We start from the raw sequence: 19,139 nt of genomic DNA, 5'->3' as shown, positions 1-19,139 counted from the left end.
GTGGTGGGGGGGGGGCGCGGGGGGGGCCGGGGGGGCGCCCCCCCCGCCGCCGTGGTGCTCCTGTGGGGTGTCAGTACGGCCAGATCGGCGGGTCGCTGACGAAGTGGCCGCCGAGGTGGGCGTGCGCGATGTTCTGGGGGTCCAGCTCGCCCTGCTCGGCGATCAGCTTCTCGGCCCACGGCTCGGAGTCGTCCTCCGGTGCGTAGCCGAGCGCCCGCGCGCTGGTCAGGTCCCACCACAGCCGGGTGTTGGCGGAGGAGCCGTGGACGACGGTGTGGCCGACGTCCTCGGCGGTCAGGGCAGCGTGGAAGAGGCGGGCGCCGTCGGCCGGGCTCATCCACACGGACAGCATCCGCACGCTGGTGGGCTCCGGGAAGCAGGAGCCGATGCGCACCGACACGCTCTCCAGGCCGTGCTTGTCCCAGTAGAACTGGGCGAGATCCTCACCGAAGGCCTTGGACAGGCCGTAGAAGGTGTCCGGGCGGTGCGGGGTCTCGACGGGGATGAGGGGGCCGTCGCCCTGGGGGCGGGGGGTGAAGCCCACCGCGTGGTTGGAGGAGGCGAAGACGATGCGCTGCACGCCTTCCTCGCGGGCGGCCTCGTACAGGTTGTAGGTGCCGACGATGTTGGCGTCGAGGATCTTCTCGAAGGGGGCTTCCAGGGAGATGCCCGCCAGGTGGATGATCGCGTCGACGCCCCGTACGGCCTCTCGCACGGCGTCCCGGTCGGCGAGGTCCGCGACGATCGCGTCCGGCTCGCCCTCGATGGGCCGCAGGTCCAGCAGGCGCAGCTCGTAGCCGTATGCCGGGAGCAGTTCCCGCATCAGGGTGCCGAGGCCTCCGGCGGCGCCGGTGAGCAGGACGGTGCGCGGAGCGGGCATCCTCGGGTCTCCTTGGGTCGGCGGGTGCGGCAGGCGAGTGGCCCGGCGGCCGTATGCGTGGACGTTATTCACATGCGTGGACACGCTAAGGATCTCCCGCCCGTGGCGTCAAGTCTCTCGCGAAGCCGGAGAATCCGCCCCCGTCTGGTGGTTTGTGTGCTTGACCGGGGCTTGGGGGCCTTCATAGGGTGAGCCTGTTCATAGATGTGGACATTAGTCAGAAGAACGCACGCGTCGTCCTAGGGAGAGCCCGTGACGCCAGCCCCGCTCGCCGAACGTCTGCGCGTCCCCACCGGACCGCTGTTCTTCCCCGTCACCTCCTACGGCCCCGACGGCTCCCTCGACCTCGACACCTTCCGCGCGCACGTCCGCCGCGGGATCGAGGCCGGGGCGGCGGCGGTCTTCGCCTGCTGCGGCACCGGAGAGTTCCACGCGCTCACCCCCGAGGAGTTCGAGACGTGCGTGCGCGCGGCGGTGGACGAGACGGCCGGACGCGTGCCCGTCGTCGCGGGCGCCGGTTACGGGACCGCGCTCGCCGTGCGTTACGCGCGCCTCGCGCACGCCGCCGGCGCGGACGGGCTGCTCGCGATGCCGCCGTACCTGGTGATCGCCGGCCAGGAGGGGCTGCTGCGGCACTACCGGGAGGTGGCCGCCGCGACCCCGCTCCCGGTGATCGTCTACCAGCGCGACAACGCCGTCTTCACCCCCGAGACGGTCGTCGGACTGGCCCGCACGGACTCGATCATCGGGCTCAAGGACGGGCTCGGCGACCTCGACCTCATGCAGCGCATCGTCAGCGCCGTCCGCACCGAGACCCCCGGCGACTTCCTCTACTTCAACGGCCTGCCGACCGCCGAGCAGACCCAGCTCGCCTACGCCGCCATCGGCGTCACCCTCTACTCGTCCGCCGTGTTCTGCTTCGCCCCCGAGATCGCCCTCGCCTTCCACCGGGCGCTCGCCACCGGCGACGAGACCACCGCGCACCGCCTGCTCGACGGCTTCTACCGCCCCTTCGTCGAACTGCGCGCCCAGGGCCGCGGCTACGCTGTCTCCCTCGTCAAGGCGGGCGTACGGCTGCGCGGTCTCGACGTGGGCGAGGTGCGGCCCCCGCTGCACGAGCCCGGCGAGGAGCACGTCAAGCAGCTCGCGCAGCTGATCGAGCGCGGGTACGCGCTGCTGGAGGAGGTCGAGTGAAGACGTCGGCGTTCGTCTACCCCTGGGACGTCAACGGCGACCCGCGGGCCCCGGGGCGTATCGCCGCCCTCGGTGTCGGGCAGGTCACCCTGGCGGCCGCCTACCACTCCACCCGCGCCCTCACCCCGCGCCACCCCCGCCACCGCATCGTCACCGCCGAACACGCGGCCGTGCTGTACCCGGTGGACAGCCGCTGGGAAGGCCGTGTCCTGCGGCCCCACCCGGCCGGCGACTGGGCCCCCGGCGACGCCTACGGCGAGGCCGCCGCCGCGCTCGCGGAGGCCGGTCTGGAGGTGCACAGCTGGGTGGTGCTCGCACACAACTCCCGCCTGGGCGCAGAGCATCCGGACACCTCCGTCGTCAACGCCTACGGCGACCGCTACCCCTGGGCCCCGTGCATCGCGCAGCCCGCCACGCGCGCGTACCTCGTCGATCTCGCCGCCGAGGCCGCCGTACGGCCCGGCGCGGCCGGCACCGAACTCGAGTCCCTCGGCTGGTACGGCCTCCAGCATCTGCACGCCCACGACAAGACCGGCGGGGTCGGTCTCGGCGAGGCCGGGCAGTACCTGATGTCGCTCTGCTTCTGCCCCTCCTGCCGGGCCGGGTACGGCGAGCGGGGCCTGGACGCCGACGGCCTTGCGGCGGCCGTACGGACCGCGCTGGAACCGGTGTGGCAGGGGCTGCCGGACGACGGGGGCTGGGCCGGAGTGGAGAAGCTGCTCGGCGCGGAGCCGGCGGCGGCCACGCGCGCGTGGAGGGACGCGACCGCCCGCTCGCTCCAGGAGGAGGCCGTCGCGGCCGTCCGGGCGGCGGCACCCGAGGGCTTCCAGGTGCTGCTGCACGCCGACCCGGTGTCGTTCCACGTCGGCGCCAACCCGGGCGTCGACCCCGCGCACATCCTGTCCGTCGCCGACGGCGTGGTCGTGCCCTGCGCGGGCGGCCCCGCCCTCGTGACACCCTTCGCCGAACAGCGCCGCGAGCCCGCCGTGATCGCCGCCAACCTCACCGTCGTCTCCGGCATGGGCGGCAGCCCCGGCACGCTCGCGGCGGACGCGGCACGCGCGCGTGAGCTGGGTGCCACGGAGATCCGGCTCTATCACGCCGGGCTGGCGTCGGACGGCGACCTGGAGGCCGTCCGCAAGGGACTCGGCACGGTCTGAGCCGACACGGCCGGCCGCGGAGCGGCTCCGGGCCGCGGCGAAGTCGCCGTCCGTCCCGCGATGAGTTCGTGCCGCCCCGCCGGTCTCTCCTTCGGACACCCACCGGAGGAGCGGCAGATGACCGACACCCACACCCACACCGACACCGACACCGCGATCCTCGATCTCGGTCCCCAGACGCGGATCGTGGCACGGCTCGCGGCAGGCGTGCGGGAGGAGCAGCTGGCGGACGGGACGCCCTGCCCCGACTACGCGGTCCGCAACCTGCTGGGCCACCTCACGGGTCTGGCCGTCGCCTTCCGCGATGCCGCCCGCAAGGATCTCGGCCCGACCACCGACACCCCGCCGGACACCGCCGTCCCCGACGTCGGCCCCGGCTGGCGCGAGGAACTGCCCCGCGTGCTCGACGAACTCGCCGAGGCCTGGCGCGACCCCGCCGCCTGGACCGGCATGACCCGGGCCGGCGGGGTCGACCTGCCTGGCGAGGTCGCGGCCGCCGTGGCCATCGACGAACTGGTCGTCCACGGCTGGGACCTCGCCCGTGCCACCGGCCAGGAGTACGTCCCCGACCCGGCCGCGCTCCAGGCGTGCCACGCCTTCGTGCTGGCGGTCGCCGAGGACCCGACCGGCGGTGGAGGCATCTTCGGCCCCGCGGTACCGGTCCCGCCGGACGCCCCTCTCCTGGACCGCGTGATCGGCCTGAGCGGCCGCGACCCGGGCTGGGCCCGCGGAGGGGCGTGACCTCGGCGGGCGGGCGGGCGGGCGGCTCGGACCGGCCGGGGCTGGGTGGGTCGGCAGGGCGTGACCTTGGCCGGGCGCTCAGGCGGGCGCAGGTGGGGCTGGAGGCGGGACGGGCGTGACCGGAGCCGGGTGCCGGACGTCCGAAGCCACAGGTGCCCGGCGTCAGGCGCCGTGAGCGGCCGCCGCCCCCGCCGGCTCGCGTGAGCCGCCGTGAGCGGCCGCCACCCCCGCCGGCTCGCGTGAGCGAAGGAGCGCGACCGGACCGGCCCGCCTGCGCGGGCGCCGTCCGGGCTGGACGACGGCGGCCGTGTGATTCGAGCGGGCGGGCGTGAGCGGGAGCTGACAGGCCGGGACGCCGTCACCCGGTGGGGTCGGGGGCCGGACCCGGTGACCGGTGACCCGACGGGCCCTGGGCCCGCCCCGTCACCCGGCGTGCCCCGAGCGGGCTCCCCGCGCCTGAGCCCGCCGTCCCACAGCCCCGCCCCGGCGGAGGCGGCTCCTCTGACCCCGCCCACCCGCACGCCGTAGACCCCCGCGCGGGAAACCGTGGACGGACGTAATCCGGGCGCGGTCCGGCCCGCGTGGCTCGTACTCTCCCCTCCATGCCCCTCAGTCTCACCGTCCTCGGTACCGCCTCCCCGCATCCCGGCCCCGACCGGCCCTGTTCCGGCTATCTGGTGCGGGGCGGGGGTGCCGAGGTATGGGTGGACGCGGGACCGGGGACGTTCGCGGAGTTGCAGCGACACACGGATCCGCGTCGGCTCACCGCGATCTGGATCTCCCATCTGCACGCCGATCACAGCGCCGATCTCCTGGCCGCCGTCTACGCGTTCGCCTACGGCGGCATGACCCCGCCGGTCCCGATCCCGGTCTACGCGCCCCGCGACTGCGCCCGGCGCCTGGCGGGCTTCCTCGGGCGGCCGGACATACGGTTCCTGGACGGGGTCCTCCAGTTCAGGCCGCTGTACGACGGTCACACCGTCCGGCACGGGAACCTCCGGCTCACCTCCCGCGCGGTGGTCCACGACACCGAGGCGTACGGGCTGCGCGCCGAGTGCGAGGGCAGTGTCCTCGCCTACTCGGGGGACAGCGGACCGTGCGACGCGCTCACCGAACTCGCGGTGGGCGCCGACCTGTTCCTGTGCGAGGCCGACATCGACACGCATCGCGAAGGCGAACAGCGGGTGCACCTCACGCCGGAGGACGCGGGTGCCTGCGCCAAGGGTGCCCGGGAACTGCTCATCACCCACGTGGGACCCACCCTCACCCGTGAGGCCGCGGCCGGCCGCGCCGCCCCGGTCTTCGGCGGACGGACCACCGCCGCGCACGAGGGCGACACCTTCTCGCTCTGACGTGCAAGGAAAAAGCAACCTCGACTTCCTTTGTCAGAAGCATTGACGAAACACGGGCCCCCTCCTACCTTCAAGCCGTCGTACTTCGTACGTCATATATGAGACGCGATACGCGAGATCAGATACGCGACACCGAGAGGCGCGCATGACCTCTGTGCCCACGCCGATCCCCTCCCGCACGCAGTACGTGCTGGAGGAGATCAAACGCCGCATCCTCACCGGGCGGCTGACGCCAGGTCAGGCGCTGGTCGAGACCGAGTTGGCCGCGCAGTTCGGGGTTTCCAAGACCCCGGTGCGCGAGGCGCTCAAGACCCTGGCCGGCACCGGACTGGTCGTCATGAGCCAGTACAAGGGCGTCACGGTGCGCATGGTGGACGCGGACATGGCGCGCGAGGTCTACGACGTGCGACTGCTCCTCGAACCCGAGGCGCTGAAGCGGGCCGTGAAGCGCGGCGCGTCCCTGGACGCCGCCCGCGCGGCGCTCACCATGGCCGACGTGGCGACCGACACCGCCGAACGCTCCCTGGCCAACCGGGAGTTCCACCGCGCCCTGTATCTGCCGTGCGGCAATCCGCTGCTCGGCCGGATGCTCGACGAGGTCCGCGACCAGGCAGCCCTGGTCTCGGCCGTCGCCTGGGCCGCCTCGCCCTCGTGGGAACGGGAGGCGGGGGAGCACCGCGAGATCCTGCGGCTCGCCCTGGACGGCGACGCCGACGGCGCGGCCCGCGCCCTGCACGCCCACATCGCGTCGTTCGTACGGAGAGCGTTCCCCGACGCCCAGGCAGAGGAAGGTCAGGAATGAGCAGCGTGGCGTTCGAGACCCAGCGTGCGGCCCTGGCCGACGTCGTGGCCATCCCGGTGACCCCGTTCGCCGAGGACGGCTCTGTCGACCGGGACGCCCACCGGGCCCTGCTGCGCCGTCTGCTCGACGGCGGGATCAGGACCCTCACCCCCAACGGCAACACCGGTGAGTTCTACGCCCTCACCCCCGAGGAGCGTCGTCTGGTCACCGAACTGACCATCGAGGAGACCGGGGACCGGGCGGTGATCCTGGTCGGCGTCGGACACGACGTGCCCACCGCGGTCGCCTCCGCCCGCCACGCCCGTGAACTGGGCGCGGGGATGGTGATGGTCCACCAGCCCGTCCACCCCTACGTCTCGCAGAGCGGCTGGGTCGACTACCACCGGGCCATCGCCGAGTCGGTGCCCGAGCTGGGTGTCGTCCCGTACATCCGCAACGCGCAGCTCGCCGGTGCCCGCCTCGCCGAACTCGCCGACGTCTGCCCGAACGTGATCGGCGTGAAGTACGCCGTCCCGGACGCCGCCCGCTTCGCCGCGTTCGCCCGTGACGCGGGGCTCGAGCGGTTCGTCTGGGTGGCCGGCCTCGCCGAGCCGTACGCCCCCTCCTACTTCTCCGCGGGCGCCACCGGCTTCACCTCGGGGCTGGTGAACGTCGCCCCGGCCGTCTCGCTGAACATGATCGAGGCGCTGCGGTCCGGCGACTACCCGGCGGCGATGAAGGTCTGGGAGCAGATCCGTCGCTTCGAGGAGCTGCGCGCGGCCAACGGCTCCGCCAACAACGTCACCGTCGTCAAGGAGGCCCTCGCCTCCCTCGGGCTGTGCCGCCGCGAGGTCCGCCCGCCGAGCCGGCCGCTGCCCGAGGCGGACCGGGCCGAGGTCGCCGAGATCGCCGCGGGGTGGTCCATATGACCGAGCCCGTCCGCAAGCGCCCCGAGGACCTGCGGAGCCACCAGTGGTACGGCACGGAAGGGCTGCGTTCCTTCAGCCACCGCGCCCGCACCCGCCAGCTCGGCTATCTGCCCGAGGAGCACCTCGGCAAGCCGGTCGTCGCGATCCTCAACACCTGGTCGGACATCAACCCCTGTCATGTGCACCTGCGCGACCGGGCCCAGGCGGTCAAGCGGGGCGTGTGGCAGGCGGGCGGTTTCCCGCTGGAGTTCCCGGTCTCCACGCTGAGCGAGACCTTCCAGAAGCCGACCCCGATGCTCTACCGCAACCTGCTCGCGATGGAGACCGAGGAGCTGCTGCGGTCGTACCCGGTGGACGGCGCCGTCCTGATGGGCGGCTGCGACAAGACGACCCCCGCCCTCCTCATGGGCGCCGCCAGCGTCGACCTGCCGACGGTCTTCGTGCCGGCCGGCCCGATGCTGCCGGGCCACTGGCGCAACGAGGTCCTCGGCTCCGGCACCGACATGTGGAAGTACTGGGACGACAAGCGGGCCGGCCTGATCGGCGACTGCGAGATGGCAGAGCTGGAGAACGGCCTCGCCCGTTCGCCCGGCCACTGCATGACGATGGGTACGGCGTCCACGCTGACGGCGGCCGCCGAGGTGCTCGGCGTCACCGTCCCGGGGGCCTCCAGCATCCCGGCCGTGGACTCGGGGCACGACCGGATGGCGGCGAAGGCCGGCCTGACGATCGTCGACCTCGTCCACCGGGACCGCAGACTCTCGAGCATCCTCACCCGGGACGCCTTCGAGGACGCGGTGACGACCGTCCTCGGCCTCGGCGGCTCCACCAACGCGGTCATCCACCTGATCGCCATGGCGGGCCGGTCGGGAGTCAAGCTCACGCTGGACGACTTCGACCGCATCGCCCGTACGGTCCCGGTGCTCGCCAACGTACGGCCCGGCGGACAGACGTACCTGATGGAGGACTTCCACTTCGCCGGCGGTCTGCCCGGGTTCCTCTCCCGCATCCCCGACCTGCTCCACCTGGAGCGGCCGACCGTGTCGTACGACACGATGCGCGAGCAGCTCGACGGGGCGCAGGTGCACAACGACGACGTCATCCGGCCGCGCGACAACCCGGTCGCCGACGAGGGCGGGGTCGCCGTCCTGCGCGGCAACCTGTGCCCGGACGGCGCGGTCATCAAGCACATCTCGGCCGAGCCGCACCTGCTCAAGCACACCGGCCCCGCCGTCGTCTTCGACGACTACCGGACCATGCAGCGGACCATCAACGACCCGGACCTCGGCATCACCGCCGACACCGTGCTGGTCCTGCGCAACGCCGGCCCCAAGGGCGGTCCGGGCATGCCCGAGTACGGCATGCTGCCCATCCCCGACCATCTGCTCAGGCAGGGCGTGCGGGACATGGTCCGGATCTCCGACGCCCGGATGAGCGGGACGAGTTACGGCACGTGCGTGCTGCACGTGGCACCCGAGTCGTACGTCGGCGGACCCCTCGCCCTGGTCCGGACGGGTGACTCGATCACCCTCGACGTCGAGGCCCGCTCCCTCCAGCTCAATGTGGACGACGAGGAGTTGGAGCGGCGCAGGTCGGAGTGGACGCCGCCGCCCACCCGGTACGAGCGTGGCTACGGCGCGCTCTACAACGAACAGATCACCCAGGCCGACACCGGCTGCGACTTCGAGTTCCTGGCCCGTCCGGGCACGGTGCAGGACCCGTACGCGGGCTGACCCGCACAGCGGAACCACCCCGCAGACCCCTGCCCACCGAGAAAGCGCTTCCTGCACGACCCGAGTACGACCCGAGTACCACCCCAGGACCTGACAAGTACCACGCAAGCCCCACCGCGCACCGCGCACCGCACCACGCCAGCACGACGTACGACGACGTACCCAGAAACGGAGAACAGTCGTGGCCCAAGCCGTAGCCGTGGCGAAACCGCCCGCGCCACCCCGGCGGCGCCGTGCCTCCGCCACCCCGCGCAGACTGCCGTACCTGCTGATCGCGCCGGCCGCCCTGCTCATGCTGGGCTTCATCGCCTATCCGGTCATCAGCGTCTTCTACTACAGCCTTCAGAACTACAACCCCACCAAACCGTGGCGTAACGGCTACGCGGGCTTCGACAACTTCGTCCACGCCTTCACCGACGACCCGATCTTCTGGGACACGCTGACCTTCAGCGCCAAGTGGGTGTTCGTCGAGGTCGGCCTCCAGCTCATGTTCGGTCTGGCGCTGGCGCTCATCGTCAACCAGACCTTCGTGGGCCGCTCGCTCGGCCGCGCCCTGGTCTTCTCGCCGTGGGCCGTCTCCGGTGTGCTGACCTCCGCCATCTGGGTGCTGCTCTACAACTCCCAGACCGGCATCACCCGTTACCTCGCGGACATGGGCATCGGCACCTACGGCACCAGCTGGCTGTCGGACACCTCGACGGTGTTCCCGGCCGCGATCGTCGCCGACCTGTGGCGCGGTGTGCCCTTCTTCGCGATCCTCATCCTCGCCGACCTCCAGTCCGTCTCGAAGGACCTCTACGAGGCGGCCGAGGTCGACGGGGCCAGCAAATTCAAGCAGTTCTGGCACATCACGCTGCCCCACCTGAAGGACGCGATCGTCCTGTCCACGCTGCTGCGCGCGGTGTGGGAGTTCAACAACGTCGACCTGCTCTACACGCTGACCGGCGGTGGACCCGCGGGCGAGACCACGACGTTGCCCCTCTACATAGCCAACACCTCCGTCGACGCCCACAACTTCGGCTACGCGTCCGCCCTGACCACCGTCGCGTTCGTGATCCTGCTCTTCTGCTCGGTGGTCTACCTGCGGCTGAGCAAGTTCGGAAGTGAGTCCAAGTGATCACCAAGGAGGCCACCGAGGTGGCGCCCACCCCCGTGAGCGTCCCCACCGCGTCAGAGCACCGCCCGCGCGGCGGGAAGAACCGCGCCTGGGACGAGGCCCCGCGCTGGCAGATCTATCTGCCGCTGTCGATCTACCTCGTCTTCACGCTGATCCCCTTCTACTGGATCCTGCTGTTCGCGCTGCGCCCGGCCGGTTCCACCTCGCTCGTGCCCTGGCCGATGACCTTCGACCACTTCGAGAAGGTCTGGACGGACCGCAGCTTCGGCACCTACTTCGAGAACAGCCTGCTCGTCGGCGTCGCCACCCTGCTGATGACGACCCTCGTCGCACTGGCCGGCGGTTACGCCCTGGCCCGCTTCGACTTCAAGGTCAAGCGCGCCTTCATGCTGGCCCTGCTCTGCTCCCAGTTCGTGCCGGGCGCGCTGCTCCTGGTCCCGCTGTTCGAGATCTTCGCCGAACTCCAGATGATCAACTCGCTGACCAGTGTGATCATCGCGGAGACGGTGTTCCAGCTGCCGCTGTCGATGATCCTGATCAGCAACTTCATCAAGAACGTGCCGTACTCCCTGGAGGAGGCGGCCTGGGTCGACGGCTGCAACCGCCTCACGGCGTTCCGTATCGTCGTGCTGCCGCTGCTGCGGCCCGGCCTGATCGCCGTCGGCTCCTTCGCCTTCGTGCACTCCTGGAACCACTTCCTGTTCGCCCTGATGTTCCTCAACAACCAGAGCAAGCAGACGATCCCGGTCGGCCTCAACACCCTGATGAGCGCGGACAGCGTCGACCTCGGCGCGCTCGCCGCCGGCGGCATCATCGCCGCCGTCCCGGTGGTGCTCGTGTTCGCCTTCATCCAGAAGTGGCTGATCACCGGCTTCAGCGCGGGGGCGGTGAAGGGATGAGGTTCCGTCACATCGCGGTAGCGGCAGGGGTGTCGGGTCTGCTCTGTGTCCCCGCGCACGCGGAGGCCCGGGACATCGGCCGGGACACCCTGTCCGCGGGCGACGGCTGGGCGTCGTACGGCGCCGGCACCACCGGAGGCGCGGCCGCCGACGACGACCACGTCCACACCGTCACCGACCGGGCCGGCCTGGTCAGGGCACTGGACAACGGCAGCGACACCCCGAAGATCATCCGGATCGCCGGGACCGTCGACGCCAACACCGACGACGACGGCGACCACCTGGACTGCGCCGACTACGCCACCGGCGGCTACTCCCTGAAGAAGTACCTGGCCGCCTACGACCCCCGCACCTGGGGTTCCGCCAAGCCGAGCGGCCCGCAGGAGGAGGCCCGCCAGGCGTCGGCGGCCCGGCAGGCCGAGCGGATCGTGCTGCCGGTCGGCTCCAACACCACCATCGTCGGACTCCGCGGCGCGGTGCTGAAGGGCGCGAGCCTCCAGGTCAGGAACGCGGACAATGTCATCGTCCGCAACCTCGACCTGCGCGACTCCTACGACTGCTTCCCCGTCTGGCAGCCCAACACCGGCGGCCTCGGCGACTGGAAGACGGCCTACGACAACATCTGGCTGACCGGCTCGACGCACGTGTGGATCGACCATGTCACCGCCTCCGACAAGGGCCATCCCGACGAGGCCGAACCCACCTACTTCGCCCGCAACTACCTGCGCCACGACGGCCTGCTGGACATCACCAACGGCTCAGACCTGGTGACCGTCTCCTGGAGCCGGTTCACGGGCCACGACAAGGCCATCCTCATCGGCAACGGCGACACCGTCACCGGCGACCGCGGCAAGCTGCGGGTCACCCTGCACCACAACGCGTTCGAGTCGATCGCCCAGCGCGCGCCCCGCGTCCGCTTCGGACAGGTGCACCTCTACAACAACCGCTACGAGGTCACCGACGGCCACCGGTACTCCGTCGGCGTGTCGACCGAGTCCGGCATCCACGCCGAGAACAACGCCTTCCACACCCCCGGCCGCATCGAGGTCGCCGACCTGGTCAAGAGCTGGAACGGCACCGCCCTGCACCAGAGCGGCACCCTCTTCAACGGCTACCCCGTCGACCTCCTCACGATCCACAACGCCTACAACGGCGGCAGCGAACGCGACCTCACGGCGGACGTCGGCTGGACACCTACCCTGCACACAAAGATCGACAGCGCCGCGGTGGCCGACCGCGAGGTGGCACGCGGCGCGGGCGCAGGGAGGATCCCATGAACACCCCCGAACCGATGAGCACGCCGGAGCCGGCGGGCGCGGGCGTCCCGGTCGTCCTGGCCGGAGCGCGCGGCCACGGCCGCTGGCACCTGGACAACATCCGCCGGCTCCAGGACAAGGGCATCGTCCGTCTCGCGGGCATCTGCGAGCTGACCCCGCTCACCCCGGACGAGATCCCGGAGGGCCTCGGCGCGCCTGAGCAGTCCGCCGACTTCGCCGCGCTGCTGGACGCGACCGGCGCCCGGATCGCCGTCGTCTGCACCCCGATCCCCACCCACACCGACCTGGCGCTGACCGCGGCCCGCAAGGGCGTGCACCTGCTGCTGGAGAAGCCCCCGGCGCCGTCGTACGCGGAGTTCCGCCGGATGGCCGACGGGGTCGCCGAGGCGGGCGTGGTCTGCCAGATCGGCTTCCAGTCGCTGGGCTCGCACGCCCTGCCCGCGGTCCGCGAGATGATCGGCGACGGGGTGATCGGCGAGATCTCCGGGGTCGGCGGGGCCGGCGCCTGGGCCCGCCCGGAGGCCTACTTCCGGCGCGCGCCCTGGGCCGGGAAGCGGCGGATGAACGGTGTCGACGTGATCGACGGCGCCCTCACCAACCCGCTCGCGCACGCCGTCGCCACCGCCCTGGCACTGGCCGGCGTCACCCGCGCGGAGGACGTCACCGGCATCGAGACCGAGCTGGCGCACGCCAACGCCATCGAGTCCGACGACACCTCCTGCGTCCGGATCACCACCGCCGCCGGACGTGCGGTCGTCGTCGCCGCGACCCTGTGCGCCGAGGACCCCGACGACCCCTACGTCGTCGTCCACGGCAGCCAGGGCCGGATCACCTTCTGGTACAAGCAGGACCGCGTCCTGCTCCAGCGCGGCGGCCACGGCCCGGAGGAGTTCGAGTACGGCCGCACCGACCTGCTGGAGAACCTCGTCGACCACCTCACCGACGGCACCGACCTGCTGGTCCCGCCGGCCGCGACCGAGGCGTTCATGCGGGTCGTCGAGGCGATCCGGGTCGCCCCCGACCCGCTCGAACTGCCCGACGAGGCCTGGCACCGGCTCCCCGGCGAGGACCGCCGGGTCGTCCCCGGCGTCGACGGGCTGGTCGCGGCCGCCGCCGACACCCTCGCCCTCTTCTCCGAACTGGGCGCCGCCTGGGCGTCCCCGACCGTGCACCCGAAAGAGGTGAGCACCTGATGGCACAGGCACCCGACGCACCCGTCGTGCTGCGAGTCGCGGGCCGCCCGGTCGGCCGCTACCTCACCCGGCCGGAGCTGCCCGCCCGGCTCTCCCCGCGCCCCTGTCTGCACCCCGTCACCACCCTGGCCGGCACGGTGGTCACCGAACTGAGCCCCGCCGACCACACCCACCACCTCGGCGTCGGTGTCGCCGTTCCCGACGTCGAGGGGCACAACTTCTGGGGCGGCCGTACCTACGTCCGCGACCAGGGCCCGACCGAACTCGACAACCACGGCACCCAGCGGCACGTCGCCTTCCAGCTGTGCGACTCCGACGGGTTCGTGGAGGAGCTGCGCTGGGTGGCCGCCGGAACCGAGCTGCTGCGCGAGCGCCGTACGGTCGCCGCCACCGAACTCACCGACACCGCCTGGGCGCTGGACTTCACCTTCTCCCTCACCAACGGCACCCCCGACCCGGTGACCATCGGCAGCCCGGCGACGAACGGACGCCCCGGCGCGGCCTACGGCGGCTTCTTCTGGCGCGCCCGCAAGGAGGACCGGGCCCCGGACGTCTTCACCGCCGACACCGAGGGAGAGGCCGGCGTGCACGGCGGGCGCGCCGACTGGCTCGCCCTGACCGGCACGGACTGGAGCCTGGTGTTCGCGGGCGCCACCGACGCCACCCGCCGGGACCCCTGGTTCGTGCGCACCGGTGAGTACCCGGGCGTCGGCTCCTCGCTCGCCTCCGCCGAGCGGCTCGCGATCGCGCCCGGCGACACCGCCGTCCGCCGCGTCGTCACCGTCGTCGCCGACGGCCGCCTCGGCCGCGACGAGGCGGCCACCCTCGTCCGGAAGGCGGTCACCCAGTGACAGACGAAACGTATGCGAACCCGGTCCTCGACGCCGACTGGTCGGACCCGGACGTGGTGCGCGTCGGCGACGACTTCTACCTCACCGCCTCCAGCTTCGGCCGCGCCCCCGGTCTGCCGCTGCTGCACTCGCGGGACCTGGTCAACTGGACCCTGGTCGGACACGCCCTCGAACGCCTGGAACCGGCGGCCGAGTTCAGGTTCCCGCGTCACGACTGCGGGGTGTGGGCGCCCGCGCTGCGCCACCACGACGACCGCTTCTGGATCTTCTGGGGCGACCCCGACCAGGGCATCTTCCAGGTCAACGCCCCCGAGATCCGAGGCCCTTGGACCCGGCCGCACCTGGTCAAGGAGGGCAAGGGCCTGATCGACCCCTGCCCCCTGTGGGACGAGGAGACCGGCGAGGCCTACCTGGTCCACGCCTGGGCGAAGTCCCGCTCCGGCGTCAAGAACCGCCTCACCGGCCACCGGATGCACCCCGACGGCACCTCGCTCCTCGACGACGGCAAGCTGATCGTCGACGGGGACCGCATCCCCGGCTGGTTCACCCTCGAGGGCCCCAAGCTGTACCGGCACGACGGCTGGTTCTGGATCCTCGCCCCGGCCGGGGGAGTGGACACCGGCTGGCAGGGCGCCTTCCGCGCCCGGGACTTCTTCGGCCCCTACGAGGAGAGGATCGTCCTGGAGCAGAAGGACACCGAGGTCAACGGCCCCCACCAGGGCGGCTGGGTGCGCACCCCGTCCGGCGAGGACTGGTTCCTGCACTTCCAGCAGCGCGGCGCCTACGGCAGGGTCGTCCACCTCCAGCCGATGCGGTGGGGCAAGGACGACTGGCCGGTCATCGGCGACGAGGGCGCCCCCGTCGCCGTACACCGCAGGCCCGATCTGCCGCCGCAGCCGGCCGCCGTGCCCGCCACCGACGACGACTTTCCCGGCGGACGCTTCGGCAGGCAGTGGCAGTGGACGGCCAACCCGCAGGACGGCTGGGCCACCCAGCACACCGGCGACGGCCTGCGCCTGTCCTGCGTCCGTACGGCCGACGCGCACGACCTGCGCAAACTGCCCCACGTGCTCACCCAGCGGCTGCCCGGCACCCCGTCGGCCGTCGAGGTGGATCTCGAACTGCACGGCGAGGAGCCCGGCGCACGCGCCGGACTCGCGGTGCTGGGGGACGCCTTCTCCTGGATCGGACTGCAACGCGGCACCGACGGCACGGTCCACCTCGTGCACCGCTTCGCCGAGGCGGTCGCCGAGCAGGAACGGGACGCCGCCCACCCACGGCTCGTCCCGCACGGCAAGGTCCGCCTGCGCATCGAGATCGGCGCCGGCGCCCGCTGCCGCTTCACCTACGACCTCGGCGACGGCCCGCACCACTCGGGCCCCGTCTTCACCGCCACCCCCTGGCGGTGGGTCGGCGCCCTGCTCGGCCTGTTCGCCCTCGCACCCGACGGACCGGGACAGGCCGGGGCGGCCACGTTCACGCACTTCCGGATCAGCAACCTCTAACCCACCGCAGTCGTAAGCCTGTTGGGAGCCGCAATGACGCACTTCCATAGCAAGCGCTTGTCGAGACCAGGCGTCGTTCTCGCCGCCGTGGCCGGACTGGTCGCCGCGCTGGGCCTCGGCACGGTCGGCGAGGCGCACTCCGCGCCGGACACGGCCACCGCCGCCGCGCCGCGCTGGTCCGACCGGGCCCACGGATTCGCCTCCCTGGCCGGAGGCACCTCCGGCGGGGCCGGCGGCAAGGTCGTCACCGTCACCGACCAGGCCTCCCTCGCCGCGTACGCCGCGGCCGAGGAGCCGTACGTCATCCGGATCGCCGGGACGATCGCGGTGGAGCCGTTCGGCGCGGACATCGCCGTCGCCTCCGACAAGACGCTGATCGGCGTCGGTGACACCGGGGAGATCGTGCACGGGGAACTGCACCTGGCCCCCGGCACCCACAACGTGATCATCCGCAACCTGACGATCCGCGACTCGGCCGTCGAGGGCGACTGGGACTGCAAGGACACCGACTTCGACGGCATCCAGATGGACACCGTCCACCACGTCTGGGTCGACCACAACCGCTTCTCGAACATCTGCGACGGTCAGCTCGACGTCCGCAAGGACAGCGAGTACATCACCGTCTCCTACAACCGGTTCGAGAACAACAACAAGACGTTCGGGCTGGGCTGGACCACGAACGTCAAGACGCAGATCACCGTCGACCACAACCTGTTCGCCAACACCAAGCAGCGCAACCCGTCCGTCGACAACGCGGCCTACGCCCACCTCTACAACAACCACCTGACGGCACAGGCCGATCCGGGCGACCCGGTGTGGACGTACGGGAACTGGTCGCGCGGCCGGACGAAGATGGTCATCGAGAACAGCTACTACCGGGACGTCCAGCACCCCTACCAGGCCGACACCACCGCCGAGCTGGTGCAGCGCGGGTCGATCCTGAAGAACACCACGGGCCGGCACGACGAGTGGGGTGCCGCCTTCGATCCACGGGACTTCTACGCGTACCGGCTGGACCCGGCGGCGGCCGTGCCCGCGCTCGTCAGCAGGTTCTCCGGGCCGCAGCAGCGGATCGGCAGCGCGGTGACGCTCCAGGTGCCGGGTGACTACCCGACCGTCCAGGCGGCCGTCGACGCCGTGCCCGAGGGCAACTCCGTGCCGGTCACCGTCGCCGTCGCGCCGGGCGTCTACCGGGAGAAGGTGTTCATCCCGGCGGGCAAGCCGAACATCTCGTTGCAGGGGACTGGACAGGACCGCTCCGACACCGTCATCGTCTACGACACGCCTGCGGCGTACGGGGGTTCGACGGGCAGCGCCACGGTCCGGATCGCGGCCCACGACGTCACCGCCCGCCACCTCACCTTCAGCAACGACTTCGACGAGGCCGCCCACGAGCTGAACGCCGAGCAGGCGCTGGCGGTGAAGACGACCGGCGACCGGATCGTCTTCGAGGACACGGCCTTCCTGGGCAACCAGGACACGCTGATGACCGACAGCCCCAGGCTGGACGTGATCAGCCGGGTCTACATCCGCGACTCCTACATCGAGGGCGACGTCGACTTCGTCTACGGACGGGCGACCACCGTTATCGAGCGGTCCGTGATCCGGGCGCTCAGCCGCGGGTCCGACAGCAACAACGGCTACATCACGGCCGCCTCCACCTGGACGGGCAACCCGTACGGGTTCCTGATCACCCGGTCCAGGATCGTGAGCGACGCGCCGGCCGGGACCTTCCACCTCGGACGGCCCTGGCACCCGGGCGGTGAACCCGCCGCGGTCGCCCAGGTGCTGATCCGCGACACCGAGCTGCCCGCCGCGGTCAAGGCCGCCCCGTGGACCGACATGAGCGGCTTCTCGTGGCGGGACGCGCGGTTCGCCGAGTACCGCAACCACGGCCCCGGCGCGGCCGTGACCGCGGACCGGCCGCAGATGAACGACGCCGAGGCACGGACCCACACCGTCGCCGACTACCTCAGGGGCACCGACGACTGGGCTCCCCACGCCCGCCGCTGACCCCGCGCGCCCCCCACGTACCTGCACAGCCCGTTGGATCCAGAAGAACAAGAAGAAGAGAGCCGACCAATGAAGATCAGCATCCACAGAAGCAGGCGCGCCGCGACGGCCGTCGCCCTGGGGGCCGCGCTCGCCCTGACCGTCACCGCCTGCGGTGACGACGGCAGCGGCGCCGGCGGGGACAAGGGAGCCGACGGCAGCGGCAAGGGCAAGATCGTCTTCTGGGACAACAACGGCGGTGTCCGCACCGACATCTGGAAGGTGGTCATCGCCGACTTCGAGAAGGCCAACCCGGACATCGACGTCGAGTACGTCGGCATCGCCTCCACCGAGTACGGGTCCAAGGTCGACACCGCCATCCAGGGCGGCGGCCTGCCGGACGTCGGCGGGATCGGCGCGTCGATGGCGGCCGGGATCGCGGCCCAGGACGCGCTGGAGCCGCTGGACGACCGCCTCGCCAAGTCCTCCCTCAACGGCAAGCTCAACGAGTCCATGATCGAGTCGCTGAAGTCCGCAGGCGGCGGCGACGCGCTCTACTCGATCCCGACCTCCGCGAACAACGGTGTCCTCTACTACCGCACCGACCTGTTCAAGGCCGCGGGCCTGGCCGAGCCGACCACCTGGGACGCGTTCTACACGGCGGCGGAGAAGCTGACGAACGTCGGCAAGAACCAGTTCGGGTACACCATCCGCGGCGGCGCCGGCTCCATCGCCCAGGCGCTGGACGCGATGTACGGGCAGAGCGGGATCACCTCGTTCTGGAACGGCGACAAGACCACCGTCAACGACCCCAAGAACGTCGAGGCGCTGGAGAAGTACGCGGCCCTGTACAAGAAGGTCACCCCGGCGGCCGACCTCAACAACGACTTCACCAAGATGGTCGCCCAGTGGGACTCGGGCACCATCGGCATGCTGAACCACAACCTGGGCTCGTACCAGGACCACGTGAAGGCGTTCGGCACCGACAAGTTCCGGGGCATCCCGCAGCCGATCGGCTCCTCCGGCAAGCGGGTGCAGGTGTCCAACCCGGTCGACGGTCTCGGCCTGTTCAAGAGCTCGAAGAACAAGGAAGCCGCCTGGAAGTTCATCGAGTTCGCCACCTCGCACGCGGAGAACTCGAAGTTCAACGAGTCGGCCGGCCAGGTGCCGTCGAACAACGCGGCGGCGAAGGACGCGTGGATCTCCCAGGCCGAGCCGACCAAGCTGGCCGCGCAGGCGCTGTCCGACGGATCCACGACGATCGTGCAGCTGCCGTACTACCTGCCGGACTGGGGCACCATCTCCAAGTCCGACAACGAGCCCAACTTCCAGAAGGTCCTGCTGGGCAAGCTCAGTGCCAAGGACTTCCTGGACACCCTCGCCGACCAGCTGAACACGGCGCAGGCGGAGTGGAAGGAACAGAAGGGCTAGGACTTCGGTCCGGATCGTGGGCGGCCGGCCGCGGGGGCACTGTGGCCGGCCGCCGTCCTCGCGGCGGAGCCGCACATGAGTACCGTCCCGCGCCCCCCGAGGGC

Annotated in this window: 16 protein-coding genes; 15 read left to right on the top strand and 1 reads right to left on the bottom strand. The window is 71.5% G+C overall.

Annotated elements, in window-relative coordinates:
- Nucleotides 1–70: 70 nt before the first annotated feature.
- On the bottom strand, nt 71–880 hold the full coding sequence (locus ACFWJX_RS08570) for an NAD-dependent epimerase/dehydratase family protein (protein WP_383238797.1): 810 nt from the start codon (nt 878–880) through the stop codon (nt 71–73).
- 252 nt (nt 881–1,132) lie between these two features.
- Here ACFWJX_RS08570 and ACFWJX_RS08565 point away from each other — a divergent pair, with 252 nt between their 5' ends.
- The 15 genes from ACFWJX_RS08565 to ACFWJX_RS08495 all read left to right on the top strand — a co-directional run bounded on the left by ACFWJX_RS08565 (nt 1,133) and on the right by ACFWJX_RS08495 (nt 19,035).
- A complete protein-coding gene (locus ACFWJX_RS08565; protein WP_383238794.1) occupies nt 1,133–2,074 on the top strand; it encodes a 5-dehydro-4-deoxyglucarate dehydratase in 942 nt (313 codons plus the stop codon).
- Nucleotides 2,071–3,234, top strand: a complete 1,164-nt coding sequence (locus ACFWJX_RS08560) for a hypothetical protein (RefSeq protein WP_383238791.1) — start codon at nt 2,071–2,073, stop codon at nt 3,232–3,234. Before ACFWJX_RS08565 ends, ACFWJX_RS08560 begins: the two co-directional genes overlap by 4 nt.
- A 117-nt stretch (nt 3,235–3,351) precedes the next feature.
- Nucleotides 3,352–3,975 (top strand): TIGR03086 family metal-binding protein, encoded by a 624-nt coding sequence (locus ACFWJX_RS08555; protein WP_383238788.1) that lies wholly within the window; start codon nt 3,352–3,354, stop codon nt 3,973–3,975.
- Nucleotides 3,976–4,577: 602 nt separating this feature from the next.
- Entirely contained in the window at nt 4,578–5,327 is a 750-nt protein-coding gene (locus ACFWJX_RS08550) for an MBL fold metallo-hydrolase (RefSeq protein WP_383238786.1), read from the top strand.
- A gap of 145 nt (nt 5,328–5,472) precedes the next feature.
- Nucleotides 5,473–6,129: a GntR family transcriptional regulator gene (locus tag ACFWJX_RS08545; protein WP_383238783.1), complete on the top strand. Its 657-nt coding sequence runs from the start codon at nt 5,473–5,475 to the stop codon at nt 6,127–6,129.
- Entirely contained in the window at nt 6,126–7,037 is a 912-nt protein-coding gene (locus ACFWJX_RS08540; RefSeq protein WP_383238780.1) for a dihydrodipicolinate synthase family protein, read from the top strand. The genes ACFWJX_RS08545 and ACFWJX_RS08540 overlap by 4 nt, the downstream gene beginning before the upstream one ends.
- Nucleotides 7,034–8,770: an L-arabinonate dehydratase gene (araD, locus tag ACFWJX_RS08535; RefSeq protein WP_383238778.1), complete on the top strand. Its 1,737-nt coding sequence runs from the start codon at nt 7,034–7,036 to the stop codon at nt 8,768–8,770. Before ACFWJX_RS08540 ends, araD begins: the two co-directional genes overlap by 4 nt.
- Nucleotides 8,771–8,951: 181 nt before the next feature.
- Nucleotides 8,952–9,887 carry a carbohydrate ABC transporter permease gene (locus ACFWJX_RS08530; RefSeq protein WP_383238775.1) on the top strand — a complete coding sequence of 312 codons (936 nt, stop codon included), beginning with the start codon at nt 8,952–8,954 and terminating at the stop codon, nt 9,885–9,887.
- A complete protein-coding gene (locus ACFWJX_RS08525) occupies nt 9,884–10,786 on the top strand; it encodes a carbohydrate ABC transporter permease (RefSeq protein ID WP_252553565.1) in 903 nt (300 codons plus the stop codon). Before ACFWJX_RS08530 ends, ACFWJX_RS08525 begins: the two co-directional genes overlap by 4 nt.
- Nucleotides 10,783–12,063: a polysaccharide lyase family 1 protein gene (locus ACFWJX_RS08520; RefSeq protein ID WP_383238771.1), complete on the top strand. Its 1,281-nt coding sequence runs from the start codon at nt 10,783–10,785 to the stop codon at nt 12,061–12,063. The genes ACFWJX_RS08525 and ACFWJX_RS08520 overlap by 4 nt, the downstream gene beginning before the upstream one ends.
- On the top strand, nt 12,060–13,256 hold the full coding sequence (locus ACFWJX_RS08515; RefSeq protein WP_383238768.1) for a Gfo/Idh/MocA family protein: 1,197 nt from the start codon (nt 12,060–12,062) through the stop codon (nt 13,254–13,256). Before ACFWJX_RS08520 ends, ACFWJX_RS08515 begins: the two co-directional genes overlap by 4 nt.
- Nucleotides 13,256–14,107, top strand: a complete 852-nt coding sequence (locus tag ACFWJX_RS08510) for a PmoA family protein (RefSeq protein WP_383238765.1) — start codon at nt 13,256–13,258, stop codon at nt 14,105–14,107. The genes ACFWJX_RS08515 and ACFWJX_RS08510 overlap by 1 nt, the downstream gene beginning before the upstream one ends.
- The gene (locus ACFWJX_RS08505; RefSeq protein WP_383238762.1) at nt 14,104–15,612 is read left to right on the top strand and encodes a family 43 glycosylhydrolase; all 1,509 of its coding nucleotides are present in this window, start codon (nt 14,104–14,106) and stop codon (nt 15,610–15,612) included. The genes ACFWJX_RS08510 and ACFWJX_RS08505 overlap by 4 nt, the downstream gene beginning before the upstream one ends.
- A gap of 33 nt (nt 15,613–15,645) precedes the next feature.
- Entirely contained in the window at nt 15,646–17,625 is a 1,980-nt protein-coding gene (locus ACFWJX_RS08500; protein WP_383238759.1) for a pectinesterase family protein, read from the top strand.
- A 69-nt stretch (nt 17,626–17,694) separates the two neighbouring features.
- Nucleotides 17,695–19,035, top strand: a complete 1,341-nt coding sequence (locus ACFWJX_RS08495) for an ABC transporter substrate-binding protein (protein WP_383238756.1) — start codon at nt 17,695–17,697, stop codon at nt 19,033–19,035.
- The last annotated feature ends 104 nt before the right edge of the window (nt 19,036–19,139 follow it).

It is taken from the genome of Streptomyces sp. NPDC058335, assembly GCF_042723915.1.
Classification (GTDB): Bacteria; Actinomycetota; Actinomycetes; order Streptomycetales; family Streptomycetaceae; genus Streptomyces.
Note: the sequence above shows the minus strand (reverse complement) of the source record. Positions and strands in the feature narration are given on the sequence as shown.

Excerpts from the sequence above, each read along its gene's own strand:
- ACFWJX_RS08570 (WP_383238797.1), bottom strand. The coding sequence starts at position 880 with ATGCCCGCTCCGCGCACCGTCCTGCTCACCGGCGCCGCCGGAGGCCTC.
- ACFWJX_RS08555 (WP_383238788.1), top strand. The coding sequence starts at position 3,352 with ATGACCGACACCCACACCCACACCGACACCGACACCGCGATCCTCGAT.
- ACFWJX_RS08550 (WP_383238786.1), top strand. The coding sequence starts at position 4,578 with ATGCCCCTCAGTCTCACCGTCCTCGGTACCGCCTCCCCGCATCCCGGC.
- ACFWJX_RS08545 (WP_383238783.1), top strand. The coding sequence starts at position 5,473 with ATGACCTCTGTGCCCACGCCGATCCCCTCCCGCACGCAGTACGTGCTG.
- ACFWJX_RS08540 (WP_383238780.1), top strand. The coding sequence starts at position 6,126 with ATGAGCAGCGTGGCGTTCGAGACCCAGCGTGCGGCCCTGGCCGACGTC.
- araD (WP_383238778.1), top strand. The coding sequence starts at position 7,034 with ATGACCGAGCCCGTCCGCAAGCGCCCCGAGGACCTGCGGAGCCACCAG.
- ACFWJX_RS08520 (WP_383238771.1), top strand. The coding sequence starts at position 10,783 with ATGAGGTTCCGTCACATCGCGGTAGCGGCAGGGGTGTCGGGTCTGCTC.
- ACFWJX_RS08515 (WP_383238768.1), top strand. The coding sequence starts at position 12,060 with ATGAACACCCCCGAACCGATGAGCACGCCGGAGCCGGCGGGCGCGGGC.
- ACFWJX_RS08510 (WP_383238765.1), top strand. The coding sequence starts at position 13,256 with ATGGCACAGGCACCCGACGCACCCGTCGTGCTGCGAGTCGCGGGCCGC.
- ACFWJX_RS08500 (WP_383238759.1), top strand. The coding sequence starts at position 15,646 with ATGACGCACTTCCATAGCAAGCGCTTGTCGAGACCAGGCGTCGTTCTC.
- ACFWJX_RS08495 (WP_383238756.1), top strand. The coding sequence starts at position 17,695 with ATGAAGATCAGCATCCACAGAAGCAGGCGCGCCGCGACGGCCGTCGCC.